The following is a 21,164-nucleotide window of genomic DNA, read 5'->3' on the forward strand; positions in this document are numbered from 1 at the left end:
TTTTTCAGGAAGGGTGCGGCAAGGGACTTACAAGGTTTCGACCAATTGGATGTAATTGTGACAGGTATCGTTGAACACCGCGATTTTCACCGTACCCATAACAGTGGGTTCGACACTGAATTCAACACCCATGCCGGTTAGACGTTCGTATTCTTCCTCAACATTTTCAACATCGAACTGGGTCCAGGGAATACCGGCTTCGAAAATCGCGTCTTGAAATACTTTAGAGGGTTCAAAGTGTACCGGGGCGGGTTCGAGCAATATCTGGGTGCCGTCTTGTTCGTCTTTGGGAACGACCGTGATCCATCGACTGGTTTCACTGATCGGGGCATCCATTTTTTTCACGAAGCCAAGGACTTCCGTATAGAATTTCAGCGCTTTTTCTTGATCCCTTACGGGAATGCTCAATACAGATACTCTCATATGGTTTCCATTTAGAAGGTTGCTCGAAGATGCTTATTCTTTCGATTCCTTGCTTCTTGAAAGTTGCTCTTTTTGGTATTTCGCTGGGGGAATCCCGTTTCGCGTCTTGAACAGGCTGCTGAACGAGCCCAAGCTTTCAAACCCCACTGCAAAACAGGTTTCAGTGACCGAAGTACCCTGTTGCAACAATTCTTTTGATCTTTTCAAGCGTACATCGGTCAGGTATTGTTTGGGGGTTTGGCCGTAGTATTGTTTGAACAGGCGCAACAAATGGAATTTCGAAACAAAGTGATGCTGTGCTAAACGATCTAAATTCAGGTCGAGGTCAAAATGGGCGTCGATATCCTTCCGTAGGGCGATGACGGTGTCCAACTGATTTTGATTGGCATAGATACGCGCCTTGATTTCCGCTATTTTGGATTGGTAATGGTTCATTGTATCCTCACAGTGGGTGGTAGTAAGATACTAAAATTGAAAACAGCAAGCTCGTTCCGGTATGTAAATGCAATGGGTTAGGGTTGGAGTACCTGCTTATGCCATTGACCATCTCGAAACTCGTAGTGATGCCTTTGGTGGAAGCGACTTTCCTTGAATTGCATAAGTTCCACACGAACAGGCCTTATGGCATACCCACCCCAGTGGTCAGGTCTTTGGATGGATTTTTGTGAATCGGACTGGACTATCGTTTGCTGTTGCAAATCAAAAAGGTCCGACGCGACCTGACCTTGCCGGCTAATCGAAGCGACGGCCTTCGCCAAGGTATTCCTTTCTTCGAAATACCGGTCCGCTTCCGAATCGGTTATTTTTTCAGCCAAGCCTTGAATTCGAACTTGTCTTTTCGTTGCTGTCCACCAAAACGTAAGGGCCACTTTGGGAATGGATTTGATCTCGATTCCTTTTCGGGAGGTCAAGGGGCCCGTTACGATCAGTTTGTCATCGATGATTTCTTTCAAAGAAACAAAACGGGCATTGGGAAAACCATCCGTACCCATAGTCGACATACATACCGCTGTTGGGATATCGACTTTTGATTGTCTTTTTTCCGCTTCAAACCATTGCTTGAAAAGGGTCATGGGGTGGGCGTTATCCATCATAGTCCGAAATTAGGAAAGCTGTGCCATTTTGGCCTTGATTTCCTCCAAACACAAATTCCCGATACTTCCTTCATGGGTGTGTTGGCTGTCTTTTTTCGGACGGAAATTCCCGTTCTCTATGGCTTTGCCCATGGTCTTATAGGCATCCCTAAAGGGCATGCCGTTCTTCACCATTTCGTTCAAGGTATCCACACTGAACAAATAATCGTACTTCGGGTCTTTTAGGATCTCAGGGTTCACTTTGATTTCCTTTAAACTGAACACCAACATTTCAAGGCAGGCCTTGATATCCTGAACGGCGACGATGATGCCTTCCTTGACCATTTGCAGGTCACGGTGGTACCCACTTGGCAGGTTGTTGGTCAACAAGGCCAGTTCATTGGGTAGGGCCTGGATCTTGTTGCATTTCGCACGGATGAGCTCAAAAACGTCAGGATTCTTTTTGTGCGGCATGATACTACTACCGGTGGTCAGCTCGTTGGGGAACGAAATAAAATCGAAATTTTGACTCATGTAAAGGGTGATGTCCATGGCCATTTTCGATAGGGTTGCAGCAATGCTCGACAGACCGAAAGCAGCAGACTTTTCAACTTTCCCCCTACCCATTTGGGCCGCTACCACATTGTATTTCAAGGTCCCGAAACCCATGGCTTCGGTGGTCATCTTTCGATCGATCGGAAATGAGGAGCCATAACCCGCGGCACTTCCCAAGGGGTTTTGGTCCGTTATTTTTTGCGCGGCCTTGAGCAGGTATAGATCATCGATCAGACTTTCGGCATAGGCCGAAAACCACAGCCCGAAAGAAGAAGGCATGGCGATCTGTAAATGGGTATAGCCCGGCAACAACACTTTTTGGTGTTTTTTAGCCAGTTTCAACAACAAGCCGAAGAGGGTATGAACCGAGTCGCCGATCTCGCTTAGTTCGGCTTTTAAATAAAGTTGCATGGCCACCAAAACCTGATCATTGCGGGATCTGGCGGTATGGATCTTCTTGCCGGCATCCCCTAACTTTTTGGTCAATAGGTATTCGATTTTGGAATGCATGTCCTCAAAATCGGCCTCGATGGTAAATTCGCCTTTCTCAATGCTTTTGGCGATCAGATCCAATTCCTTGACCAGTGCTGCGGCTTCATGGGAGTCGATCAGGCCGACGGCTCCAAGCATTTGGGCATGTGCTTTTGATGCAATGACATCGTATTTTGCGAGTACGAGATCGAGTTGACGGTCATTGCCGACCGTAAAATGATCGATTTTTTTATCCGTGCTAAATCCTTTATCCCAGAGTTTCATGTTCGTTTGTTTATTGATGCGGTTGTCATGTTTTTGAAATCACCACTTTTTTGTGGATCAATGCCTCGTTTTCGATACAGCCTACCAAGTACTTCGCTAGAGTGGCCCTGCTTATGGTCAGTTGCGGTTTTGGCGTGTTGGCAAAGGACTCTTGCACCAATTGCAGTGCGGGGCTATTGGTCAGTCCTACGGGGCGTACGATCGTCCAGGCTGCGGTTGAGTTCTCGAGGATCGTCTCTTGCCGTTCATGGTCGGCGTAGGCCGGCCCGATGTTGCTCTTATCGATCAACAAGCGAAACCAAAAAGGAAGGTCTTTTTTGGTTTCATGAACACCCCAGGCCGAACAACTAATGATACGTTCGGGCCCCGAATCACTTGCGATATGAATCACTTTATCCATCGCATCGGATATCAGGTTTTCAGGCGCCCGTAAGGGAGCCCAAGGGAAATCATTGGTACGCGATACATTCAAGATGTTGATCAGGGCGCTACAACCTTTCATCAGTTTTTCCAAGGCGCTGCTATCGTTGGGAACACCTTCGATAAGCGTCAATCCTTTTGTCGGAACAAGTTGGGATCGGTCGCGCACCAAACAGTTGACTTCGTGCCCTTTTTCGAGGGCGATATCAACCACCAGTTTACCCGTTCTCCCCGTACCGCCTAAAACCGCAATTTTCATCATTGATAAAGGTGTTGTTCGCTGAGGTATTTCAATAGCCCCAATTCATTTGGTTGATAGCTCCCATAAACTCAACGGGTCAAAAACGGTTCAAGCAGATCGATATAAATGCCAACGGCCTCTTTCACTTCGTCAATGAAAATGAACTCATCGGCCGAATGTGATCTCGGACTATGACCCGGTCCCATCTTTAATGATTGACAACTCAATTCCGCTTGGTCCGATAGGGTGGGCGATCCGTAGGTTTCCCTACCTAGGGCGATTCCCGATTGCACCAAAGGATGTTCTTTGGCAATAGAAGAACTGCCTAAGTTGAGTGAACGAGGTCGTAATTCGCAGGGGGCCTCTTCTTGTAAGATCGCATTGATCTCTTCATTCGAATAGCAATCGTTCACCCGGGTATCGATAACCAAATCGACATGGGCCGGTACTACATTGTGTTGACTGCCGGCACTGATTTGGGTTACGGTCATCTTCACTGGTCCCAATACTTCGGATACTTTTTCAAAACGATAATTCTTGAACCATTCCAAGACCTCAATGGTGTTGTAAATGGAATTGTTGTCGTTGGGATGGGCGGCATGTGACGGAGTACCCGATACCTTTCCTTCAAACACGACCAATCCTTTTTCGGCAATGGCCAATTGCATTTGCGTCGGTTCGCCGACGATGGCCACATCGATTTCGGGTAGGATGGGCAACAAGGCCGATATGCTTTTGTCACCGGCGTCTTCTTCTTCGGCCGTGGCACTCATGATGATGTTGTAGTTCAGGTCGTCCCGGTCGTAAAAATGGACGAAAGTGGCCAATAAGGAACATAGGGCCCCTCCGGCATCGTTACTGCCCAAACCATACAGCTTCCCATCTTCGATATGGGGATGGAACGGGTCTTTGGTATACCCCGAATTCGGCTTGACGGTATCGTGATGGGAGTTCAACAAGAGGTTCGGTTTGTTCTCATCATAATACTTGTTGAAGGCATAAATGTTATTGTATTGCCTTTTGGTAACCACGCCATACCCCTTTAACCAGGCATCGATGGCCGCCGCTGTTTCGTCTTCTTCCTCAGAAAAGGAAGGTATCGCGATCAGCTGCTGTAATAATTGCAAGGCCGCTTCGGCCAAGTGTTTTCTATCCGTTGTCATAGTACGAGACTTGTATAACTAGTATGTTCGTTTTTAAAAAGGCCCAGGTTTCCGATCCGCACTTCCGAGACCCCCCGCTGCAAGGCTTGGAAACAGTTATGGAGCTTGGGTAACATCCCATCGGCAAAGATACCTGCTGCTTTCAGGCTTTCATAAGAATCCGAATCGATTTTCGGTATGACCGAATCGGGATCGTCCATGGTGCGTAACACCCCGTTCAATTCAAAACAGTAGTTCAATACCACATCGAAGTATTCACTAAGGCCGATGGCGAGTTCGGCAGCGATGGTATCGGCATTGGTGTTGAGCAATTGGCCTTGACCGTCATGGGTCAAGGCACAGAACACCGGAGTGAGTCCAGCTGTCAATATGGTGTTGAGCATCGGGGCGTTGACCCTGTCTACATCACCTGCGAAACCGTAATCCACCTCCTTCACCGGCCGTTTGTGAGCCATAATACTGTTGGCATCGGCACCGCTCATTCCCAAGGCATTGACCCCCAACGCCTGTAGTTTGGCGACTAGGTTTTTATTGACCAATCCGCCGTAAACCATGGTGACCACCTCCAAGGTGGCGGCATCGGTCACCCTTCTTCCTTGGGTCATTACCGGGGTGATGTCCAATTGTTCCAAAACGGAGGAAGCCTTTTTACCCCCGCCATGAACGATGATCTTGGGCCCATGAAGTGCGGCTATCCCTTTCAGAAATGGCATGAGCTGCCCTTCGTTTTCGATAAGGTTACCCCCGATTTTTAAGATGTTGAGTCGTGGTTTCATCGTGTCAGTGTTCCAATAACCTTTTCAAAACGTATTGTGCCGCATAGGTCCTATTGTTGGCTTGTTCAATGACCAAGCTTTGAGGCCCGTCCAACACCGCATCTTCGACGACAACGTTACGTCGCACAGGCAGACAGTGCATGAATTGCGCCCCTCCCAGTTTTTTTGGGGTCATCATCCACCTTGGGTCTTGTGACAGCACCTTTCCATAGTCAGTGTACGAGCTCCAATTTTTGACGTAGACAAAATTCGCATTTTCCAGCGCTTTTTCCTGCTCGTAAACGATTTTGCACCCTTTTGTGATTTTTGGATCCAACTCATATCCTTTTGGGTGGGTGATTACGAATTCCGCCTGTTGTGATTGCATCATGGTGACAAAGGAATTCGCCACGGCATGGGGCAATGCCCTTGGGTGCGGGGCCCAGGAGAGGACCACTTTCGGACGGGTGGTTTGTTGGTGTTCGGCCATGGTTATGGCATCGGCCAAGGCCTGTAGGGGGTGGGCTATCGAACTTTCCATATTTACGATCGGTACCTCGGCATGGGCTTTAAATCCATTCAATACCATTTCTGCCTCATCGGTTGCTTTGTCGACCAAACCGGCGAAGGCTCGTATGGCGATGATATCGGCGTATTGTGAGACCACCTGTGCGGCTTCTTTGATGTGTTCGGCCTTACCACCGTCCATGATGGTTCCGTCTTCATATTCCAGTTGCCAACCTTCGCTTCCAAAATTCATGATCATTACATGCAGTCCCAATTGCTGGGACGCTTTTTGGGTGCTTAAACGTGTTCGGAGGCTGTTGTTGAAAAACAAGAGACAGATGGTTTTCCCGCTTCCTAATGCCTGATGGGCCATAGGGTCTTTTTTTAGGGCGATCGCTTCTGAAACAGCCTGTTTCAAGTCACCCAAATCGGAAATCGCAAGGTAGTGTTTCATGATAAGGTATTTTTCAGTCCATTGAAAAAGGTATCGATTTCGGTTTCGGTGATGTTCAAGGCAGGTAAGAACCGTAGTAATTTTTTATTCGCCGACCCACCGGTGAACATCCGTTGTTTATGAATGAGCGCCTTTCGCAGCCCGGCCACCTCGAAATCGAATTCCAATCCCAGCATCAAGCCGCGTCCTTTGACTTTGGACACTTCCGGTATTTCTTGGGCTTTCGCTATAAAATAAGTGCCCATCTTGGCGGCCTGTGCAACCAGCCCCTCTTCTTGAATTACCTCGAGAACGGCTAGGGTCGCGGAGCAAGCCAAATGATTGCCTCCGAAAGTGGTGCCCAAGAGCCCGTAAGAGGCCTTGAAGGAATTATGTATGAGGACTCCCCCGACCGGAAAGCCGTTGCCCATACCCTTGGCTATCGAAATGATGCCCGGCACGACCCCATGATGTTGAAACGCGAAAAAACGACCGCTTCTTCCAAAGCCCGATTGTACTTCATCAGCGATCAAGACCACTTGATGTCGCTGGCACTGTTCGGCAACATAGGTATAAAATTCCGTGGTGGGTTCGTCCAAACCGCCGACCCCTTGAATGGCTTCGAGAATGACCGCACAATGTTCGTTTTTCGCAATACATCGTTCAAATGCGGCAAAATCGTTCAATGGCAAGAAATCTACTTGTTGTTGTTGGTTCAAGGGAGCATTGATTTTCGGATTGTCGGTAGTCGCAACCGCTGCCGACGTACGCCCGTGAAAGCTGTTATGAAAGGCGATAACCTTGGCCTTGCCAGTATGGAAGGAAGCCAGTTTTAAGGCATTTTCATTCGCCTCGGCCCCAGAATTGCATAAAAACAGTTGGTAGTCTTCGCATCCGGAAGCCGCACCGAGGACTTCACCCAATTGTCGCTGTAAAGGATTTTGTACCGAGTTGCTGTAGAAACCGATCCGGTCCAATTGGTCTTTGAGTCGTTTTACGTAATGCGGATGCCCATGTCCGATCGAGATCACGGCATGCCCACCATAAAAATCGAGGTAGTCATTGCCCTGGTCATCGGTGACGGTCATCCCTTTTGCGGTGACCGGGGTAACATCGTAAAGTGGATATACATCGAAGAGTTTCATCAGGCGTCTTTTTTGATGTCGTTGATTTTTTTGAAAGAGGTCACGATACCTTGAATAAGGGAAGAGCTCAACCCTTGGTGCTCCATTTCGTTCAAGCCTTCAATGGTACACCCCTTCGGTGTAGTCACACGATCGATTTCCTCTTCGGGATGGCTCCCTGATTCGATCAAAAGGCTTGCCGCACCATTGCAGGTGTGCATGGCCAATTCTTGGGCTTCTTTGGCATCGAAACCGAGTTGGATGGCGCCTTGGGTCGTAGCACGGATGAGGCGCATCCAAAAAGCTACGCCACTGGCACAGATGACCGTGGCGGCCTGCATCTGCTCTTCCGGTATTTCAAGCGAATGCCCCATTCGGTTGAAAATAGCCTTGGCCAGATCAATGCGCTTGGATCCTAGAACGTTCGCGCAGATACAGGTCATGCTCTTACCGACCGAGATCGCAGTGTTCGGCATGCTTCTGATGATATAATTATCGGCCCCGATGATCGCCTCGATTTTGGCGATGCTAAAACCGGTAATCGTACTGATGACCACATGTTTTTCGGTCAATAGGTCTTTGATATCATACAAAATGGCCTCAAAATGACCCGGTTGCACCGCGAATATCAAAATGTCCGATTCCGAAACGGCCACTCTGTTATCGGCGGTAACCGTGACATTGCCGTATTTTTCAAAATGGGCGATTTGTTTCGTATTCCGTTTGGTCAGGTACATGCTGGTCGCCCCATTGCTATGCAATATTCCTTTAGCAATACTAAGGCCCAGATTTCCCGCTCCGATGATGGCTACTTTCATAAGTTCTTTTTTAAAAAACGCCTGCTTTTAGTTGAAGGCCCAAGGTTTCCTCAAGGCCGAAAATCAAATTCATGTTCTGTACGGCCTGTCCCGAAGCCCCTTTTAGAAGGTTATCGATGGCCGAGGTGACCAAGAGCAGTTCTTCATGTTGGTGGATATGAATATGGCACTGGTTGGTATTGACCACTTGCTTCAGGTGAATGGGTTCTTCACTCACATGGGTGAACGCGGCTTGGCCATAAAACGTTCTGTAGAGGTCGCGCACCGTTTCGATGCTGCCATTAAAATGGGTATAGGCCGTTGCTAAAATACCCCGGGTAAAATTGCCTCGATTCGGAAGGAACCGGAGTTTCCCTATGGGGTTGCCAAAAGACCCCAAACTTTCCCCGATTTCCCCTAAATGTTGATGGGTAAAGGGCTTATACCAGCTGATGTTGTTGTTGCGCCAACTAAAATGCCCCGTTGCACTCGGACTAATACCCGCACCGGTGCTGCCCGTCGTGGCGTTGACGTGTACTTCATTTTGTAGCAGTCCCGCCTCGGCCAAGGGTAACAAGGCCAATTCGATGGCCGTTGCAAAACAACCGGGATTGGCAATGGTGTCTGCACTTTCGATTCGGTTCCGGTTCAATTCGGGCAAGCCGTATACGAATTCACGGTCTTTCCATGTCGCATCACCTGCCAATCTAAAATCGTTGCTCAGGTCGATGATTTTTGTGGATGTGGAAAACGCGTGCTCATTTAGGAATTTGGTCGAATTACCATGGCCCAAACACAAGAAAACCACGTCTACGGAAGTATTGACCGTATCTGAAAATTCCAATACCGTCTGACCCAATAGATCTGGGTGTGCACTGGTTAGGGGTTTTCCGGCCTTGGTGGTACTAAATACGAAATCGATGGTGAGCGCCGGATGCTGAAGCAACAACCGGATAAGTTCGCCCCCAGTATACCCTGATCCCCCGATGATGCCTGCTTTAATCATGGTCTTGGTTTACATGGTTCGCGATTTTCCCAGAGTTGGATAAGATCTTGATGAAGCCCTTGGCATCATCGGCAGACCATCCTTTGTTCATCTCCCCGTAACTGCCGAACGAAGCGTTCATCAAATCGTGGGGAGAGGCGATACCGTTGAGATCGAATCGGTAAGGATGCAAGGTCACGAAAACATCACCGCTCACGTTCCGTTGGGTATCCGACAAAAAAGCCTCGATATTCCGCATCACCTCATCGAGATAGTTCCCCTCATGCAGGAGCATCCCATAAAAGTTCGCCAATTGTTCTTTTTGGTATTGCTGCCATTTGCTCAGCGTGTGTTTTTCCAAAAGATGGTGCGCTTTTAAGATGATCAAAGGTGCCGCCGCTTCGAAACCGACGCGTCCTTTGATACCAATGATGGTGTCCCCAACATGGATATCCCTTCCAATAGCGTATTTAGAGGCTATGGCTTGTAGGTTTTCAATGTTGGTCACCGCCTTGTCGGCGATACCGTCTAATGCAACCAACTCCCCTTTTTCGAAGGTCAACTTGACTTCTTTGGGCAGTTTGTTTTCAAGCTGACTGGGGTAAGCCGATTCGGGAAGCGGAAGGTGGGAAGTCAGCGTCTCGTCTCCGCCTACCGAAGTACCCCATAACCCCCGGTTGATCGAGTACTTCGCTTTTTCCCAAGGGTAGTCGATACCCTCGGCTTGGAGGTACGCTATTTCCGCTTCGCGTGAGAGTTTATGGTCACGGATCGGGGTGATGATCTCGATTTCCGGGGCCAAGGTCTGGAAGATCATATCGAACCGCACTTGATCGTTACCGGCCCCGGTGCTTCCGTGGGCAATGTACTGGGCTCCGATTTTTTTGGCATGGGTCACGATTTCTACCGCCTGCACAATCCGTTCGGCGCTGACCGAAAGGGGGTAGCTGTTATTTCGGAGCACATTACCGAAGATGAGGTATTTGACTACTTTGTCATAAAAGGATTGTACGGCATCCAAAGAGGTATAGCTGCTGGCCCCTAAGGCCAACGCTTTTTCTTTGATGGCTTCGATTTCCACAGCGGAGAATCCGCCCGTATTCACGCTGACCGCGTGTACCTCGTAGCCTTTCTCTTGCGAAAGGTATTTGGCGCAATAGGAGGTGTCAAGTCCACCACTATAGGCTAGAACCAGTTTTTTCATTGGTTTTTTTCTTTAAGAATAATTGTTCTTTAATGCTTTTCAGGCGTTTGAAGGCCTTGTTATTGAGTTTCTTAGGTTGCTCTTCGGTAGCGGGATCATAAAGCATTCCGGTACAAAGGCACATTTTTCGTTCCGTCCGGGTGAGGATGTCGAAGTTTTTGCAGGTCTGGCAGCCTTTCCAAAAATCGGGATCGTCCGTCAATTCGGAAAAGGTCACGGGCCGATAGCCGAGGCCGTAATTCATCTTCATGACGGCCAAACCTGTAGTGATCCCAAATATTTTAGCATCCGGGAATTTTTCTCGAGACAGTTCGAAAATCCGTTTCTTGATCTGCTTGGCCAAACCCAAACCTCGGTAGTCTGGGTGCACAATAAGGCCTGAATTGGCAACGAAGTCCTTTTGACCCCAGACCTCGATGTAACAAAAGCCGGCGAATTTGTCACCATCAAGTGCGATGATGGCATTGCCGTTCTGTAAACGTTGTACGATATACTCCGGCGTACGTTGTGCGATACCGGTACCCCTGACCTTGGCCGAATCGGTGATGGTATCACTGATGACCTGAGCGTACTTATAATGTGATTCGTTAGCAACAAGTATTTGCATTGCTATGGCTTAAAATGGAAAAAACGTTGGAAACTCTCTTTGGAAGGGGGAATGGACTCACCTAATCCCCATAGTTAGCGCGCACCCTTACGGGCGACGGCGCACGACAAACGGACGTACAGGGGCAGGAGTGCCCAAAACAGAAAATATGTAAGTGTGTCCGTTCATATAGGGTAAATGTACAAATTTCTGAAAACGGGCCGCGGTTTCCCCTTACTTTTTACGAATCAGGCCTAAATTGTTATGATTTTTGTGGATTTCATAACCCAAATACCCAAATACAGCAAGATATTCAAGCCCCAATAACCAGAGGTTTTCCTTGAAATCAGTTTGCGAATAGGCGTAATAGCTCAACATTACGGTGGCTGTCCACACCATAACGACCCGATATTTGGTGAACAGACCCAAAAACAACAAGAACACCAAATACCACGGGTGAACGGTTGAGGAAAGGGCATAATAAAGCCCTAAAATGAGGAACATCGATCCGAAAATCGCTTTTAGGTCACGGTGGGGTTTGAAAAACGTGAGCAAGGCCACGACCAAAGGGATGTAAAGTTTGAGTAAAAAACCATATTCTTTGATCAATACCCAAGGTTTGACCTCATAGCGTATCATGCCAATTTTTTTGACCAGATTGTAAATACCCGCGTTGAATTCGAAATTGGAAAACCACAGTCCTATGGTCTGCCCATAGTGCTCGGCCAGGCTAGGACTATAGAAAGGAAGCACCATCACCAAACCACCAATACCTACCATGGTGTAAAACGCCACGCTTTTCTTAAATCCGAGATAGGGGAGAAAGAGCGGTAAGAACAAGATCGGTACCAGTTTCAAAAAGATGGAGGCCGCATATACGGGCCCGGCAAACCAAAGTTTTCCTTTAACGACGAGATACATGGCCCAAACAAAGAAAAATAGCATTACCCCTTCAAAATGGAGATTGCCCGTCAACTCAATGACCACTAGGGGGTTGAGGAAGTACCAAAAAACCATCCCTTTGTCCATTTCAAGATGGGCTAGCAATTTCTTCCCGAACAATACGATGCCAAGATCCGCCAAAATGATGAAGATGCGCATCCATACCACTCCCGCCAGGGTAGAACCCATGCCCAAGAAAGCGCTCAAGGCAAAGAGCAGTTGGTTCATCGGAGGGTAGTTGCTATAGTGCCGTGCACTCAAGGTACCCATGCCTTCATGGAGTTCATTCGCGTTGGGTAGGCTGAAATTCGGATCGGCCAACAATTCATCGGGCGTAAACGAATAGGGGTTCATGCCTTGGGCGATGAGTTCACCATCCCATAGAAACCGGTAAAAATCTTGTGAAAGGTTGGGTTCGGCCCAGAGAAAGACCAGTCGAAGCAGTACCCCAGCAACCAACAGGAATTTGAAATTCCAAGCCTGTAACCGGACCAGTTTGATATAGAGGAAAAAGAGGGCGCCGTAGAGCGAAATCAGTTTTGGGAAGTCCTCACGCTGTAAATCATAGGCGAAAACCCCATAGAACATCAAACTCCCCAATACCAAGAGGATGGGGATTCTGTGCAGTTTCCAGTATGCGAACATCTTGAATTACGCCTTGGCGACCAAAGATTTAAAGAAGACGAAACCGAAGCCCAAGAACAACATCAAATGAAACGGGAACAATCCAAAATCATTTAAAGGTACCGCACTGTACATGCCGAAGAGGAAGTACAACATGAAGGCGAACTCAACGATCATGTTCGGTGATAGCTTTTTAGTGATGTACTTGTTGCCTTTCCAACTATCCGTCAAACTGTTGATGTTGAATTTCGGGGTACGAACGAATTCACTTCGCTTGCCCAAATGCCCTTCGAGAACGGCGATGGTGTTGTGGAATGAAAGCCCAAGTGCCACTGAGAAGAACGTAAAGAACAGTTTGATATAATCGACGAACTTATCGAATCCGCTTCCTTGGATGCTCTTAAACGTATACCAATAGCAGAAGAACAGGATGATGGTACTAACGATGAAGAAGCTGGTGACCTCGAACACCCACGCCAAATGCCCGAAGGTGTTTTTGATGTACAACATCGGAATACTCAAGACGGCTACCATGAATACGCAGAGGAACATGGAACTGTTCAAAAGGTGCATTACCCCATGGAATTTGGTCTTGAAATCGATGTTCTTCGCAGTGATCACGCTCCAAACCGTTTTTCTGAAGTTTTCGGCACCACCCTTGTTCCAACGAAACTGTTGTGAACGTGCGGCACTCATCACTACCGGAAGTTCGGCGGGAGTCTCCACATCTTCGAGGTATTTGAATTTCCAATTCTTCAACTGGGCCCTATAACTTAAGTCAAGATCTTCGGTGAGCGTATCACCTTCCCAGTTTCCGGCATCGATAATGCATTGCTTGCGCCATATGCCTGCCGTACCGTTGAAATTGATAAAATGCCCCCGTGAATTCCTGCCAACCTGTTCCAAGGTAAAGTGTGCATCAAGGGCGAATGCCTGGATGCGCGTCAAGGTCGAGTAATCGCGGTTGATATGGCCCCAACGGGTCTGTACCACCCCGATTTCACCATCCTTGAAATAAGGTACGGTCTTTTTCAACCAATCGCTCTCCGGAAGGAAATCGGCATCAAAGATGGCGACGAACTCCCCTTTGGCGATGGCCAAGCCTTCTTTGAGGGCGCCGGCCTTGAAACCTTGACGGTTCTCACGTCGGATATGTTGGATGTCCAATCCGGTGGCTTGGAGTTCTTCGATGCGTTGTGCGGTCTCGACAACGGAATCATCGGTGGAATCATCCAACACCTGGATTTCGAGTTTGCTTTTTGGGTATTCTATTTTGGAGATGTTCTCCAACAACCGTTCCATCACGTACTCCTCATTATAGATAGGAAGCTGGATGGTCACATGCGGTATTTCTTTCGGGTCGAGTAAATTGAACTTGGGAGCTTCTTGGTTTTTTCTTTTGTTGGTGAGGTAGTTGACCAAGAGGTTCAACTGCGCCAAGCTGTACATAAAGATGAGTATCAAAGCGATGCTGTAAACAACGATGATGATCCAAGATATAGTCAGTCCCATGGTTAGTTATTTTTTTAAGCTGTATTTAAAGATCCAACCTAAAATTTTCACGCCTGCAAATATAGTACCTTTTACCGTACCAGACACTTTAGAGACACCAATTCTTCTTTTGTAACGCACTGGTACTTCGGTATATGCCATTTTTTTCCGCAAAACTTTAAGCTGCATTTCGACGGTCCATCCATAGGTCTTGTCTTCCATCGCCAATTCTTTGAGTTTTTCGTATTTAATGGCCCTAAATGGTCCTAAATCCGTAAAAGTGGCCCTAAAAAACAGCCGCATCAAAAAAGTGGCCAATTGGTTGCCGAAAACTTGCTGCGGGGTCATCGAACCCGGTTCACGCAATGCTTTTTTTCGGGCACCAACGACGAAATCGATGTCCTCGTTCAAAATGGGTGCTACGATTTGATCCAGTTCTTCCGGATAATCGGAATAGTCACCATCAATAAATACGATGATTTCGGGCGATTTGGATTGTTGGGCGACATAATCAAGTCCTTTCAGGCATGCGAAACCATAGCCCTTGCGTTCTTCAAGAAGCACTGTGGCCCCAGCTGCGGCCGCGTTTTTCGCTGTATCGTCGGTCGATCCGTTATTGACCACAATCACTTCCGAAACCGTACTCGGTAGTTCCCTGATCACGTTACCAATGGAGTCTCCTTCATTGAATGCTGGAATGATAACTTTGATGTCGGCCATTACTTGAGATCAGACAGTTTGTTCTCTTTCTTAAAGCTGGCAAAGCTAAACCATTCTTTGACTTTTTTGCCATTTTCGAAGCGCTCCGCCGAGATCAACTCCTCGTCGACATATTTGAGACAGTAACCGTTTTTAATCCCGTCTTGGAGTTGGCATTTGTGATTGATCTTTCCGTTCTCATCGTAAAACAACCACCATTTGACTTTCTCACCCATGGCGAAATGCCCTTCCATCTCGAGTTTGCCCGCTTCATTGTAAACGTACCAATAGCCTTCTTTTTGGTCTTTTCTGTAGGAGCCTTTGGCCATAAGCTGCCCGTTGGGCCAATAGTACTTCCAATACTTTTCCTTCACGCCCTTGTACTTCCAACCTTCAGCCTTCAAATTTCCATTGTCATGGTATTCCTTGTGGTACATGGTAAAGACCAGACTAAGCAATACGAGTATCGGGGCAAGGGATTTCAATGTTTCAACGGATTATTTTTGGTTGACCAATTGCATCAAATCGACATCATTGCCCAAGAGTACTTGGTTGCTGTCGATACGGCCTTGCAACGGACCGTTTTCCAATTTCAGTACCCCCCGCGGACAAACTGCCGAGCAGATACCACAACCCACGCAACTTGAACGTACGATGTTCTCTCCTTTTTGGGCATAGGCCCTGACGTCGATCCCCATCTCGCAATAGGTCGAGCAATTGCCACAAGAGATGCATTGCCCGCCGTTGGTCGTAATCCTGAACCTTGAGAACAGCCGCTGTTGAAAGCCCAAAATAGCTGCCATAGGACATCCGAAACGACACCATACGCGATTGCCAAAAATGGGGTAGAAGCCTGTTCCGATTACACCGGAGAAAATACTTCCAATCAAAAAGGAGTAGGATTTTCGTAGGGTTTCCGATTTGAAAAGAAACACATTGCCTTCACCACTGAAAAAATGGATACCGATTAAGACCATGATGATGGTGAAGTAGCCGACGGCCCCATATCGGGCATCTTTTTGTAGTTGTTCCCTTTTGAACAGCATCACCCAAGCAAATACGGCCGTCAACAATACGGCCACACCGATCAAAAAGGTGCTTTTGGTCAGCCAGTATTTGCTGGTGTCGGTTCCCAAATACGAATAAATGACAGCGGTGGTCATCAAGGTGACAAAAACGACAACGCTATGTACGACCCAGCGTTCGACCCGCCAAGCCTTGACACTTTTGTCGCTTAATTGGCGAAAGGCGTCTCCAGCGGTTTCAGCCAAGCCGCCACAACCACAGACCCACGAACAATACCAACGCTTTCCGAAACGGTAGGTGAGGATGGGGCTGATCACGAATATGGTCACCACCCCGAAAATGAGCATGGAGAACCCGATATCACCCGAACTTAAAAAGCCTTTGATCCGATACCCCTCGAAATTGTAATAGTTCAAGGGCCACATGTTCTTGAGGTCATAGTAGGGAAGACTGCCCCCGTTTAACAAAGAACTCCCGTTCAGGCGTGCCATCAATTCAGGGATGATGAACGCAAAGGCGGTTTGAAAGAATATCACACTGAACGTTCGAATGCGTTCGTAACGATTGTGTCTGTATTTCCAAAGGAATTTGATGCCGAAGGCCAATATCGCCACGGTATACAAGGTGCCGTAAACGAACCATTGGCTGGCAGGGTTTCCGCTCAGGGCCCTACTCAATGGATCGAAAAGTCCGATGACCCCTTTGTTGTTCCCGTCTTTGACCAAACCCAAATATTCGGGATAAAAATATAGGATGATGTAGAAGCCGGTTAAAGCGATTCCGGCAATCCACCCCCAGAAGCCTTTGCTGGAAATCGATTTGAACCAAACCCCATCGTTTTTGATGCCAGGGGCTTTGTTGCTGTAGGCGTCCCAGGCGAACCAAACGGTACCCAGCGCAATGGCCGACAGCGAAAGGCTGAGCCAAAATCCCTTATTGGGAAAATCGACATTGAAAGCGGCAAGAACAATGATCGCCATGCCGGTCATACCGATCAAGGTGGCGATTTTTTGGTTTCTGCTCAAGCTCGTTGGCGGTTGCCCGGTGAGGGCCATACTTCTATCGTAAGTGCTCATGGTTGGATGCGTTGGAAAATTCGTTGAATGCTTTTCTTTTTCAAGGCTATGGATTTGTTGAAATCGCTATTGTATTTCGAAACGATTTCCGATTCGTGGTGTTTGTAAAATTCCGGATCGAAATTGGCATCGGCCAAATGCTCCATGACGAAATCGACACCGCGTTCTTCACTGAGCCAGCGATCGAAAATTTCATGACGCATGCGGATTCCGAAGGTGTTGATGCCCAAAAACTTTTGGTTCGACCCATCAAAGGCCACTGTCAAACATATTTTTTCGGAAGGATGCCTCCAATGGAAATGGGTCTCATTCTCTTTCATGCCCCGTTCGCTGAACACCCAACCGTAGGTTTGGTATTCGATATCCAGGAACTTGGCCGAGTTGAACCAATGTCCGGGTTTGTATTCGATACGGTTGCCACAGATGGTCTGGGCCACGGTTTCACCCATCATCCTACCCGTATACCAAACGGCTTCGATCGGCCTTCGGTTGCCAATGGGTTCATGCTGCTCGGCACAATCACCGATGGCATACACATCAGGGATATTGGTCTCGAGGTAACGGTTGACCTTGACTCCCCTGCCCAGTTCAATGGGACTCGATTTCAAAAAGTCGACATTCGGACTCACCCCTGCGGTCAATCCCACCATGTCACAGGCGATGGTTTCCCCTTTATCGGTTGTCACGGCCTTCACCTTTCCTTGTTCATCGGGAAGGATCTCAACGAGATTGGTGGCCAATTTTAGATCGATATGGTGCTCTTCGATATGCTCGTTGATCAATTGGGATTCTCCGGATGGAAGCACCCCGTTCCAGAAACTGTTTTCGCGAACCAGAAACGTAACCGGGATATCACGGCTTCGTAGCATCTCGGCAAGCTCGATTCCGATGAGGCCACCACCGACGATGACCGCCCTTTTGCAGCGGTCCTTATTCGGGGCATTGACTTCGAGTAGGTCTAGATCTTGTTTGGAATACAAACCTTGTACCCCATGCAGATCTTGCCCTGGCCAGCCGAATTTATTCGGTTTGGATCCCGTAGCGATGATCAATTTGTCATAATTCAAGGCTCGGGAACCATCAAGGAGTAATTGCTTTTTTTCAGTATCCACTTGAGAGACATAAGCACGCACCAGTTCGATGCGGTTTTTGCTCCAGAACCAATCTTCATAGGGTTGGATGTGTTCGAATTTCATATGGCCCATGTACACGTACATCAGTGCCGTTCTTGAGAAAAAGTAGTCGGTCTCGGCAGAAACGATGATGATCCGCTTATCAGAGTGTTTGCGGATATGTCGCGCCGCGGAAACCCCTGCAATGCCATTTCCTATGATAACGATTGTTTCCATGTGAATGAGTTGGTTGTGGGAAGTGTGTCGAACCTAAATATAGGAACTTAACAAACATGCATTATTTAGAAAGAATTTAAATTTATACCGCACTGTAAGGAAACCCATCCCCTTCCGTCCTCCTAACCGGCTGATTTGCAAAATCTTAAAATATTCATAAATCGGCCACATCCTTGTAGGTTGTACGTACAAGCCCCGACTCAGGGAGCGATTACAACTGCTAAACAAATTGAAAAATGAATACTAAGACTAGCCTTTTCGCAGCGTTGATTTGCTTGTTTTCCTATAGTTTGGGAGCGCAAGGTTTGGGGGAGTTTTTCTCCAAAACGGACGCTTTTATGCAAGCTTACGTAACCGACGGTAAAGTCGCCTACCAACGTCTGCATAATGATGCCACCGCCCTCGATGCGGTCTTGGCCCTTGCCAAGGATATTCAGGTTGACAAAACGCATGCCGCAGACTACCAAGCGTTCTGGATCAATGCCTACAACCTAGCGGTGATCAAGGGTATCGTTTCGAATTACCCGATCAAGTCACCTCTTGACAAAGCCGGGTTTTTCGACAAACAGACCTATTCGCTCGCGGGCAAGGAAATTACCTTGAACGATATCGAAAATAAATTGCTTCGGGCGAATTTCCCGACCGAGGCGAGGTTTCACTTTGTGTTGGTATGTGCCGGGTTGGGATGCCCACCTATAGTATCACACGCCTATACCCCGGATCGGTTGGAAGATCAATTGCAGCAGCAGACCGTATCGGCCCTGAACGACCCCAATTTCATTAGGGTCAAAGGGAAAAAAGTACAGATAAGTCAGCTATTCGAATGGTATAAAGGTGATTTTACCCAAAACGGAAAAAGCGAGCTTGACTTTATCAATGCCTATCGAAACGAAAAAATCGATGCCAAAGCGAAAGTCGGGTATTATGCCTACGACTGGCGTTTGAACGAAACCAAATAGAACAACTCCCTAAAAAAATGTTTATGAAAATCAAGAAATACCATGTGGCCATGGCAGCATTGCTTTTGGCCATGACGAATGTGATCGCCCAAGATCAAGACGATGCGATCGACTCCCAGGCTGGGAGTAATATCCAAAACCTGACCCCATCGAAATTGATCGGTAAAGGACAATGGGATATCAAATGGTTCAACAACCTCTACACCGAAACCGAGGATACCTTCAGTGGAGACATCCCTAGGAACGTTTTCTTTACCTCGACCCTTGATATTTTCACTGGGGTCGGTCAGAACCGCAGGGTCAATTTGGGGCTGCTGTTGGAATTCCGTTCCAATACCGTTGGGGGTCGTGGCCTTTTTGACTTTCTCTCTTTCGACGGGGAGGAAGGTAGTGCGCGCTCAGGTTTGACCTCTTTTGCCCCTGCGATCAAGTTTACGCCTTTCAAAAACGTCAATAACTTTTCAGTACAGAGTGCCTTTTTCATTCCCCTGGTAGACAACGAAGTCGAAAATGGGGTCTTTTTGGATCAAAACGGATTCATTTGGCAAAACCGGTTTTTTTACGATTATTCCTTTGCCCAAGGCAAGTGGCAATTATTTTCCGAACTAAATTCAGAGCTCAATTTCGGGGATCAAGACAAGAGTTTCGCGAACAACAGCTTGCGGTTGACACCCGGACTGTTCTTGAGTTATTTTCCGAGTTCGAAGTTCACTGTGCTCGGTTTGGTCCAACATTCCCAATTGCTCGACCTTGGCAGCGATTTCAGTCAGAACTTCACCGCTTTGGGCGGAGGGGTCAAGTATCAGTTGACCGATGCGTTGAACATCGAAGGGCTGTATACCAATTTCGTCAGGGGCAACGACACCGGATTGGGCCAAACATTTAACATAGGTTTACGGGCCGTGTTCTAGTTTTTTTTGCCAAAAAAAGTATTTTAGTCCCAATCGTGGTATATGAACCGGTTGGGACTTTTCTTTTTATGTCTGTTGCAGCTTTCCTGCAGTAGCCAAACCATTTCGAAGATCAATGGGGTCAGTTTCGTGGGCTCTCGTGACAAGGCCTTGCAAAAACATATCGATCCAGTGGTCCGCGTCAATGCTTCGCACGCGGCGGTCATGCCTTTTGGTTTTGTACGAAACCTTTCAGATCCAACGGTCATTTTCGATACCGAAAGACAGTGGTTCGGTGAGACAAGGGCCGGGGGCAAACAGTATATCGCCATGCTTCGAAAGAATGGGATCAAGATCATGTTGAAACCCCAGATTTGGGTATGGCGGGGCGAATTCACGGGCGATATCAAAATGGAAAAGGAATCGGATTGGAAGGAATTCGAGCGTACTTACGAAGACTTTGCTTTGGCCTATGCCAAACTGGCCGAGGAAACCCAGGCTGAGATTTATTGCATTGGCACCGAATTGGAGGATTTCGTTTCGGCCCGACCTGAATTTTGGAAAAGACTCATCAACAAGATCAGGGCGGTCTATTCAGGTAAATTGACCTACGCGGCCAATTGGGATGAATATACCCGCACCCCTTTTTGGAAAGATCTGGACTATATCGGCGTTGACGCTTATTTCCCGCTTTCCGAAGCTAGAGACCCTACCAAGGCCCAAATGAAAGCCGGTTGGCAAAAATGGAAAACGCGGCTTCAGGAATTGTCCAAATCGCATGGACGAAAGGTGCTTTTTACCGAGTTCGGATACCGCAGTATGGACTATACCGCAAAAAAACCTTGGCTGGTCGATCAGAACCAAATGCGGGTCAATCTGCAGGCCCAAGCTTCGGCCACTGCGGCCTTGTTCGAGGAATTTTGGATGGAAAATTGGTTCGCCGGTGGATTCGTTTGGAAATGGTTCATCCATCACGAAGATGTCGGTGGATCGGAAAATAACCGCTTCACTCCCCAAAATAAACCTGCTGAAAGTGTAATTCGTGACTTTTATGCCGACTATAGGCTTGACGAATAAGACCGAAAA

Annotated in this window: 22 protein-coding genes; 3 read left to right on the forward strand and 19 right to left on the reverse strand. The window is 47.7% G+C overall.

The features are described 5' to 3' along the window. Positions 1 to 27: 27 nt before the first annotated feature. The 19 genes from ABV409_RS06230 to ABV409_RS06320 all read right to left on the reverse strand — a co-directional run bounded on the left by ABV409_RS06230 (position 28) and on the right by ABV409_RS06320 (position 18,229). Positions 28 to 423: a VOC family protein gene (locus ABV409_RS06230; protein WP_353876684.1), complete on the reverse strand. Its 396-nt coding sequence runs from the start codon at positions 421 to 423 to the stop codon at positions 28 to 30. Between the two features lie 33 nt (positions 424 to 456). Next, the gene (locus tag ABV409_RS06235) at positions 457 to 858 is read right to left on the reverse strand and encodes a helix-turn-helix domain-containing protein (protein ID WP_353876685.1); all 402 of its coding nucleotides are present in this window, start codon (positions 856 to 858) and stop codon (positions 457 to 459) included. A 77-nt stretch (positions 859 to 935) separates the two neighbouring features. Then, positions 936 to 1,517 (reverse strand): pyridoxine/pyridoxamine 5'-phosphate oxidase, encoded by a 582-nt coding sequence (locus ABV409_RS06240; protein WP_353876686.1) that lies wholly within the window; start codon positions 1,515 to 1,517, stop codon positions 936 to 938. 9 nt (positions 1,518 to 1,526) lie between these two features. Beyond that, positions 1,527 to 2,807 (reverse strand): argininosuccinate lyase, encoded by a 1,281-nt coding sequence (gene argH / locus ABV409_RS06245; RefSeq protein WP_353876687.1) that lies wholly within the window; start codon positions 2,805 to 2,807, stop codon positions 1,527 to 1,529. Positions 2,808 to 2,832: 25 nt separating this feature from the next. Beyond that, a complete protein-coding gene (locus ABV409_RS06250; protein WP_353876688.1) occupies positions 2,833 to 3,489 on the reverse strand; it encodes an NAD(P)-dependent oxidoreductase in 657 nt (218 codons plus the stop codon). A 68-nt stretch (positions 3,490 to 3,557) separates the two neighbouring features. Then, positions 3,558 to 4,631: a M20 family metallo-hydrolase gene (locus tag ABV409_RS06255; protein ID WP_353876689.1), complete on the reverse strand. Its 1,074-nt coding sequence runs from the start codon at positions 4,629 to 4,631 to the stop codon at positions 3,558 to 3,560. Next, complete coding sequence (gene argB / locus ABV409_RS06260; protein WP_353876690.1) at positions 4,628 to 5,407, reverse strand: acetylglutamate kinase; 780 nt, start codon at positions 5,405 to 5,407, stop codon at positions 4,628 to 4,630. The genes ABV409_RS06255 and argB overlap by 4 nt, the downstream gene beginning before the upstream one ends. Before the next feature lie 4 nt (positions 5,408 to 5,411). Continuing rightward, complete coding sequence (locus ABV409_RS06265; RefSeq protein ID WP_353876691.1) at positions 5,412 to 6,347, reverse strand: Rossmann-fold NAD(P)-binding domain-containing protein; 936 nt, start codon at positions 6,345 to 6,347, stop codon at positions 5,412 to 5,414. Next, positions 6,344 to 7,471, reverse strand: coding sequence for an aspartate aminotransferase family protein (locus tag ABV409_RS06270; protein WP_353876692.1), 1,128 nt, complete (start codon positions 7,469 to 7,471; stop codon positions 6,344 to 6,346). The genes ABV409_RS06265 and ABV409_RS06270 overlap by 4 nt, the downstream gene beginning before the upstream one ends. Further along, on the reverse strand, positions 7,471 to 8,268 hold the full coding sequence (proC, locus tag ABV409_RS06275) for a pyrroline-5-carboxylate reductase (protein WP_353876693.1): 798 nt from the start codon (positions 8,266 to 8,268) through the stop codon (positions 7,471 to 7,473). Before proC ends, ABV409_RS06270 begins: the two co-directional genes overlap by 1 nt. A 10-nt stretch (positions 8,269 to 8,278) precedes the next feature. Further along, positions 8,279 to 9,253 carry an N-acetyl-gamma-glutamyl-phosphate reductase gene (gene argC, locus ABV409_RS06280; protein ID WP_353876694.1) on the reverse strand — a complete coding sequence of 325 codons (975 nt, stop codon included), beginning with the start codon at positions 9,251 to 9,253 and terminating at the stop codon, positions 8,279 to 8,281. Further along, the gene (locus ABV409_RS06285) at positions 9,246 to 10,436 is read right to left on the reverse strand and encodes an argininosuccinate synthase (protein WP_353876695.1); all 1,191 of its coding nucleotides are present in this window, start codon (positions 10,434 to 10,436) and stop codon (positions 9,246 to 9,248) included. Before ABV409_RS06285 ends, argC begins: the two co-directional genes overlap by 8 nt. Continuing rightward, positions 10,411 to 11,043 carry a GNAT family N-acetyltransferase gene (locus ABV409_RS06290; RefSeq protein WP_353876696.1) on the reverse strand — a complete coding sequence of 211 codons (633 nt, stop codon included), beginning with the start codon at positions 11,041 to 11,043 and terminating at the stop codon, positions 10,411 to 10,413. The genes ABV409_RS06285 and ABV409_RS06290 overlap by 26 nt, the downstream gene beginning before the upstream one ends. A gap of 213 nt (positions 11,044 to 11,256) precedes the next feature. Next, a complete protein-coding gene (mptB, locus tag ABV409_RS06295) occupies positions 11,257 to 12,609 on the reverse strand; it encodes a polyprenol phosphomannose-dependent alpha 1,6 mannosyltransferase MptB (RefSeq protein WP_353876697.1) in 1,353 nt (450 codons plus the stop codon). A 6-nt stretch (positions 12,610 to 12,615) separates the two neighbouring features. Then, the gene (locus tag ABV409_RS06300) at positions 12,616 to 14,100 is read right to left on the reverse strand and encodes a cellulose synthase family protein (RefSeq protein ID WP_353876698.1); all 1,485 of its coding nucleotides are present in this window, start codon (positions 14,098 to 14,100) and stop codon (positions 12,616 to 12,618) included. Positions 14,101 to 14,106: 6 nt separating this feature from the next. Continuing rightward, complete coding sequence (locus tag ABV409_RS06305) at positions 14,107 to 14,799, reverse strand: glycosyltransferase family 2 protein (protein WP_353876699.1); 693 nt, start codon at positions 14,797 to 14,799, stop codon at positions 14,107 to 14,109. Next, the gene (locus ABV409_RS06310) at positions 14,799 to 15,263 is read right to left on the reverse strand and encodes a toxin-antitoxin system YwqK family antitoxin (protein ID WP_353876700.1); all 465 of its coding nucleotides are present in this window, start codon (positions 15,261 to 15,263) and stop codon (positions 14,799 to 14,801) included. Before ABV409_RS06310 ends, ABV409_RS06305 begins: the two co-directional genes overlap by 1 nt. Positions 15,264 to 15,275: 12 nt before the next feature. Further along, positions 15,276 to 16,880, reverse strand: coding sequence for a 4Fe-4S binding protein (locus tag ABV409_RS06315; protein ID WP_353876701.1), 1,605 nt, complete (start codon positions 16,878 to 16,880; stop codon positions 15,276 to 15,278). Then, positions 16,877 to 18,229, reverse strand: a complete 1,353-nt coding sequence (locus ABV409_RS06320; RefSeq protein ID WP_353876702.1) for an NAD(P)/FAD-dependent oxidoreductase — start codon at positions 18,227 to 18,229, stop codon at positions 16,877 to 16,879. The genes ABV409_RS06315 and ABV409_RS06320 overlap by 4 nt, the downstream gene beginning before the upstream one ends. A 236-nt stretch (positions 18,230 to 18,465) precedes the next feature. On the opposite strand from ABV409_RS06320, the gene ABV409_RS06325 reads away from it, so the two are divergent. The 3 genes from ABV409_RS06325 to ABV409_RS06335 are packed head-to-tail and all read left to right on the forward strand — an operon-like array spanning position 18,466 to position 21,155. Then, positions 18,466 to 19,188, forward strand: coding sequence for a DUF547 domain-containing protein (locus ABV409_RS06325; protein ID WP_353876703.1), 723 nt, complete (start codon positions 18,466 to 18,468; stop codon positions 19,186 to 19,188). Between the two features lie 23 nt (positions 19,189 to 19,211). Then, entirely contained in the window at positions 19,212 to 20,099 is an 888-nt protein-coding gene (locus tag ABV409_RS06330; RefSeq protein WP_353876704.1) for a hypothetical protein, read from the forward strand. Between the two features lie 42 nt (positions 20,100 to 20,141). Then, entirely contained in the window at positions 20,142 to 21,155 is a 1,014-nt protein-coding gene (locus tag ABV409_RS06335) for a glycoside hydrolase family 113 (RefSeq protein WP_353876705.1), read from the forward strand. Positions 21,156 to 21,164 lie beyond the last annotated feature (9 nt).

Source organism: Flagellimonas algarum (assembly GCF_040513375.1).
Taxonomy (GTDB): Bacteria; Bacteroidota; Bacteroidia; order Flavobacteriales; family Flavobacteriaceae; genus Flagellimonas_B; species Flagellimonas_B algarum.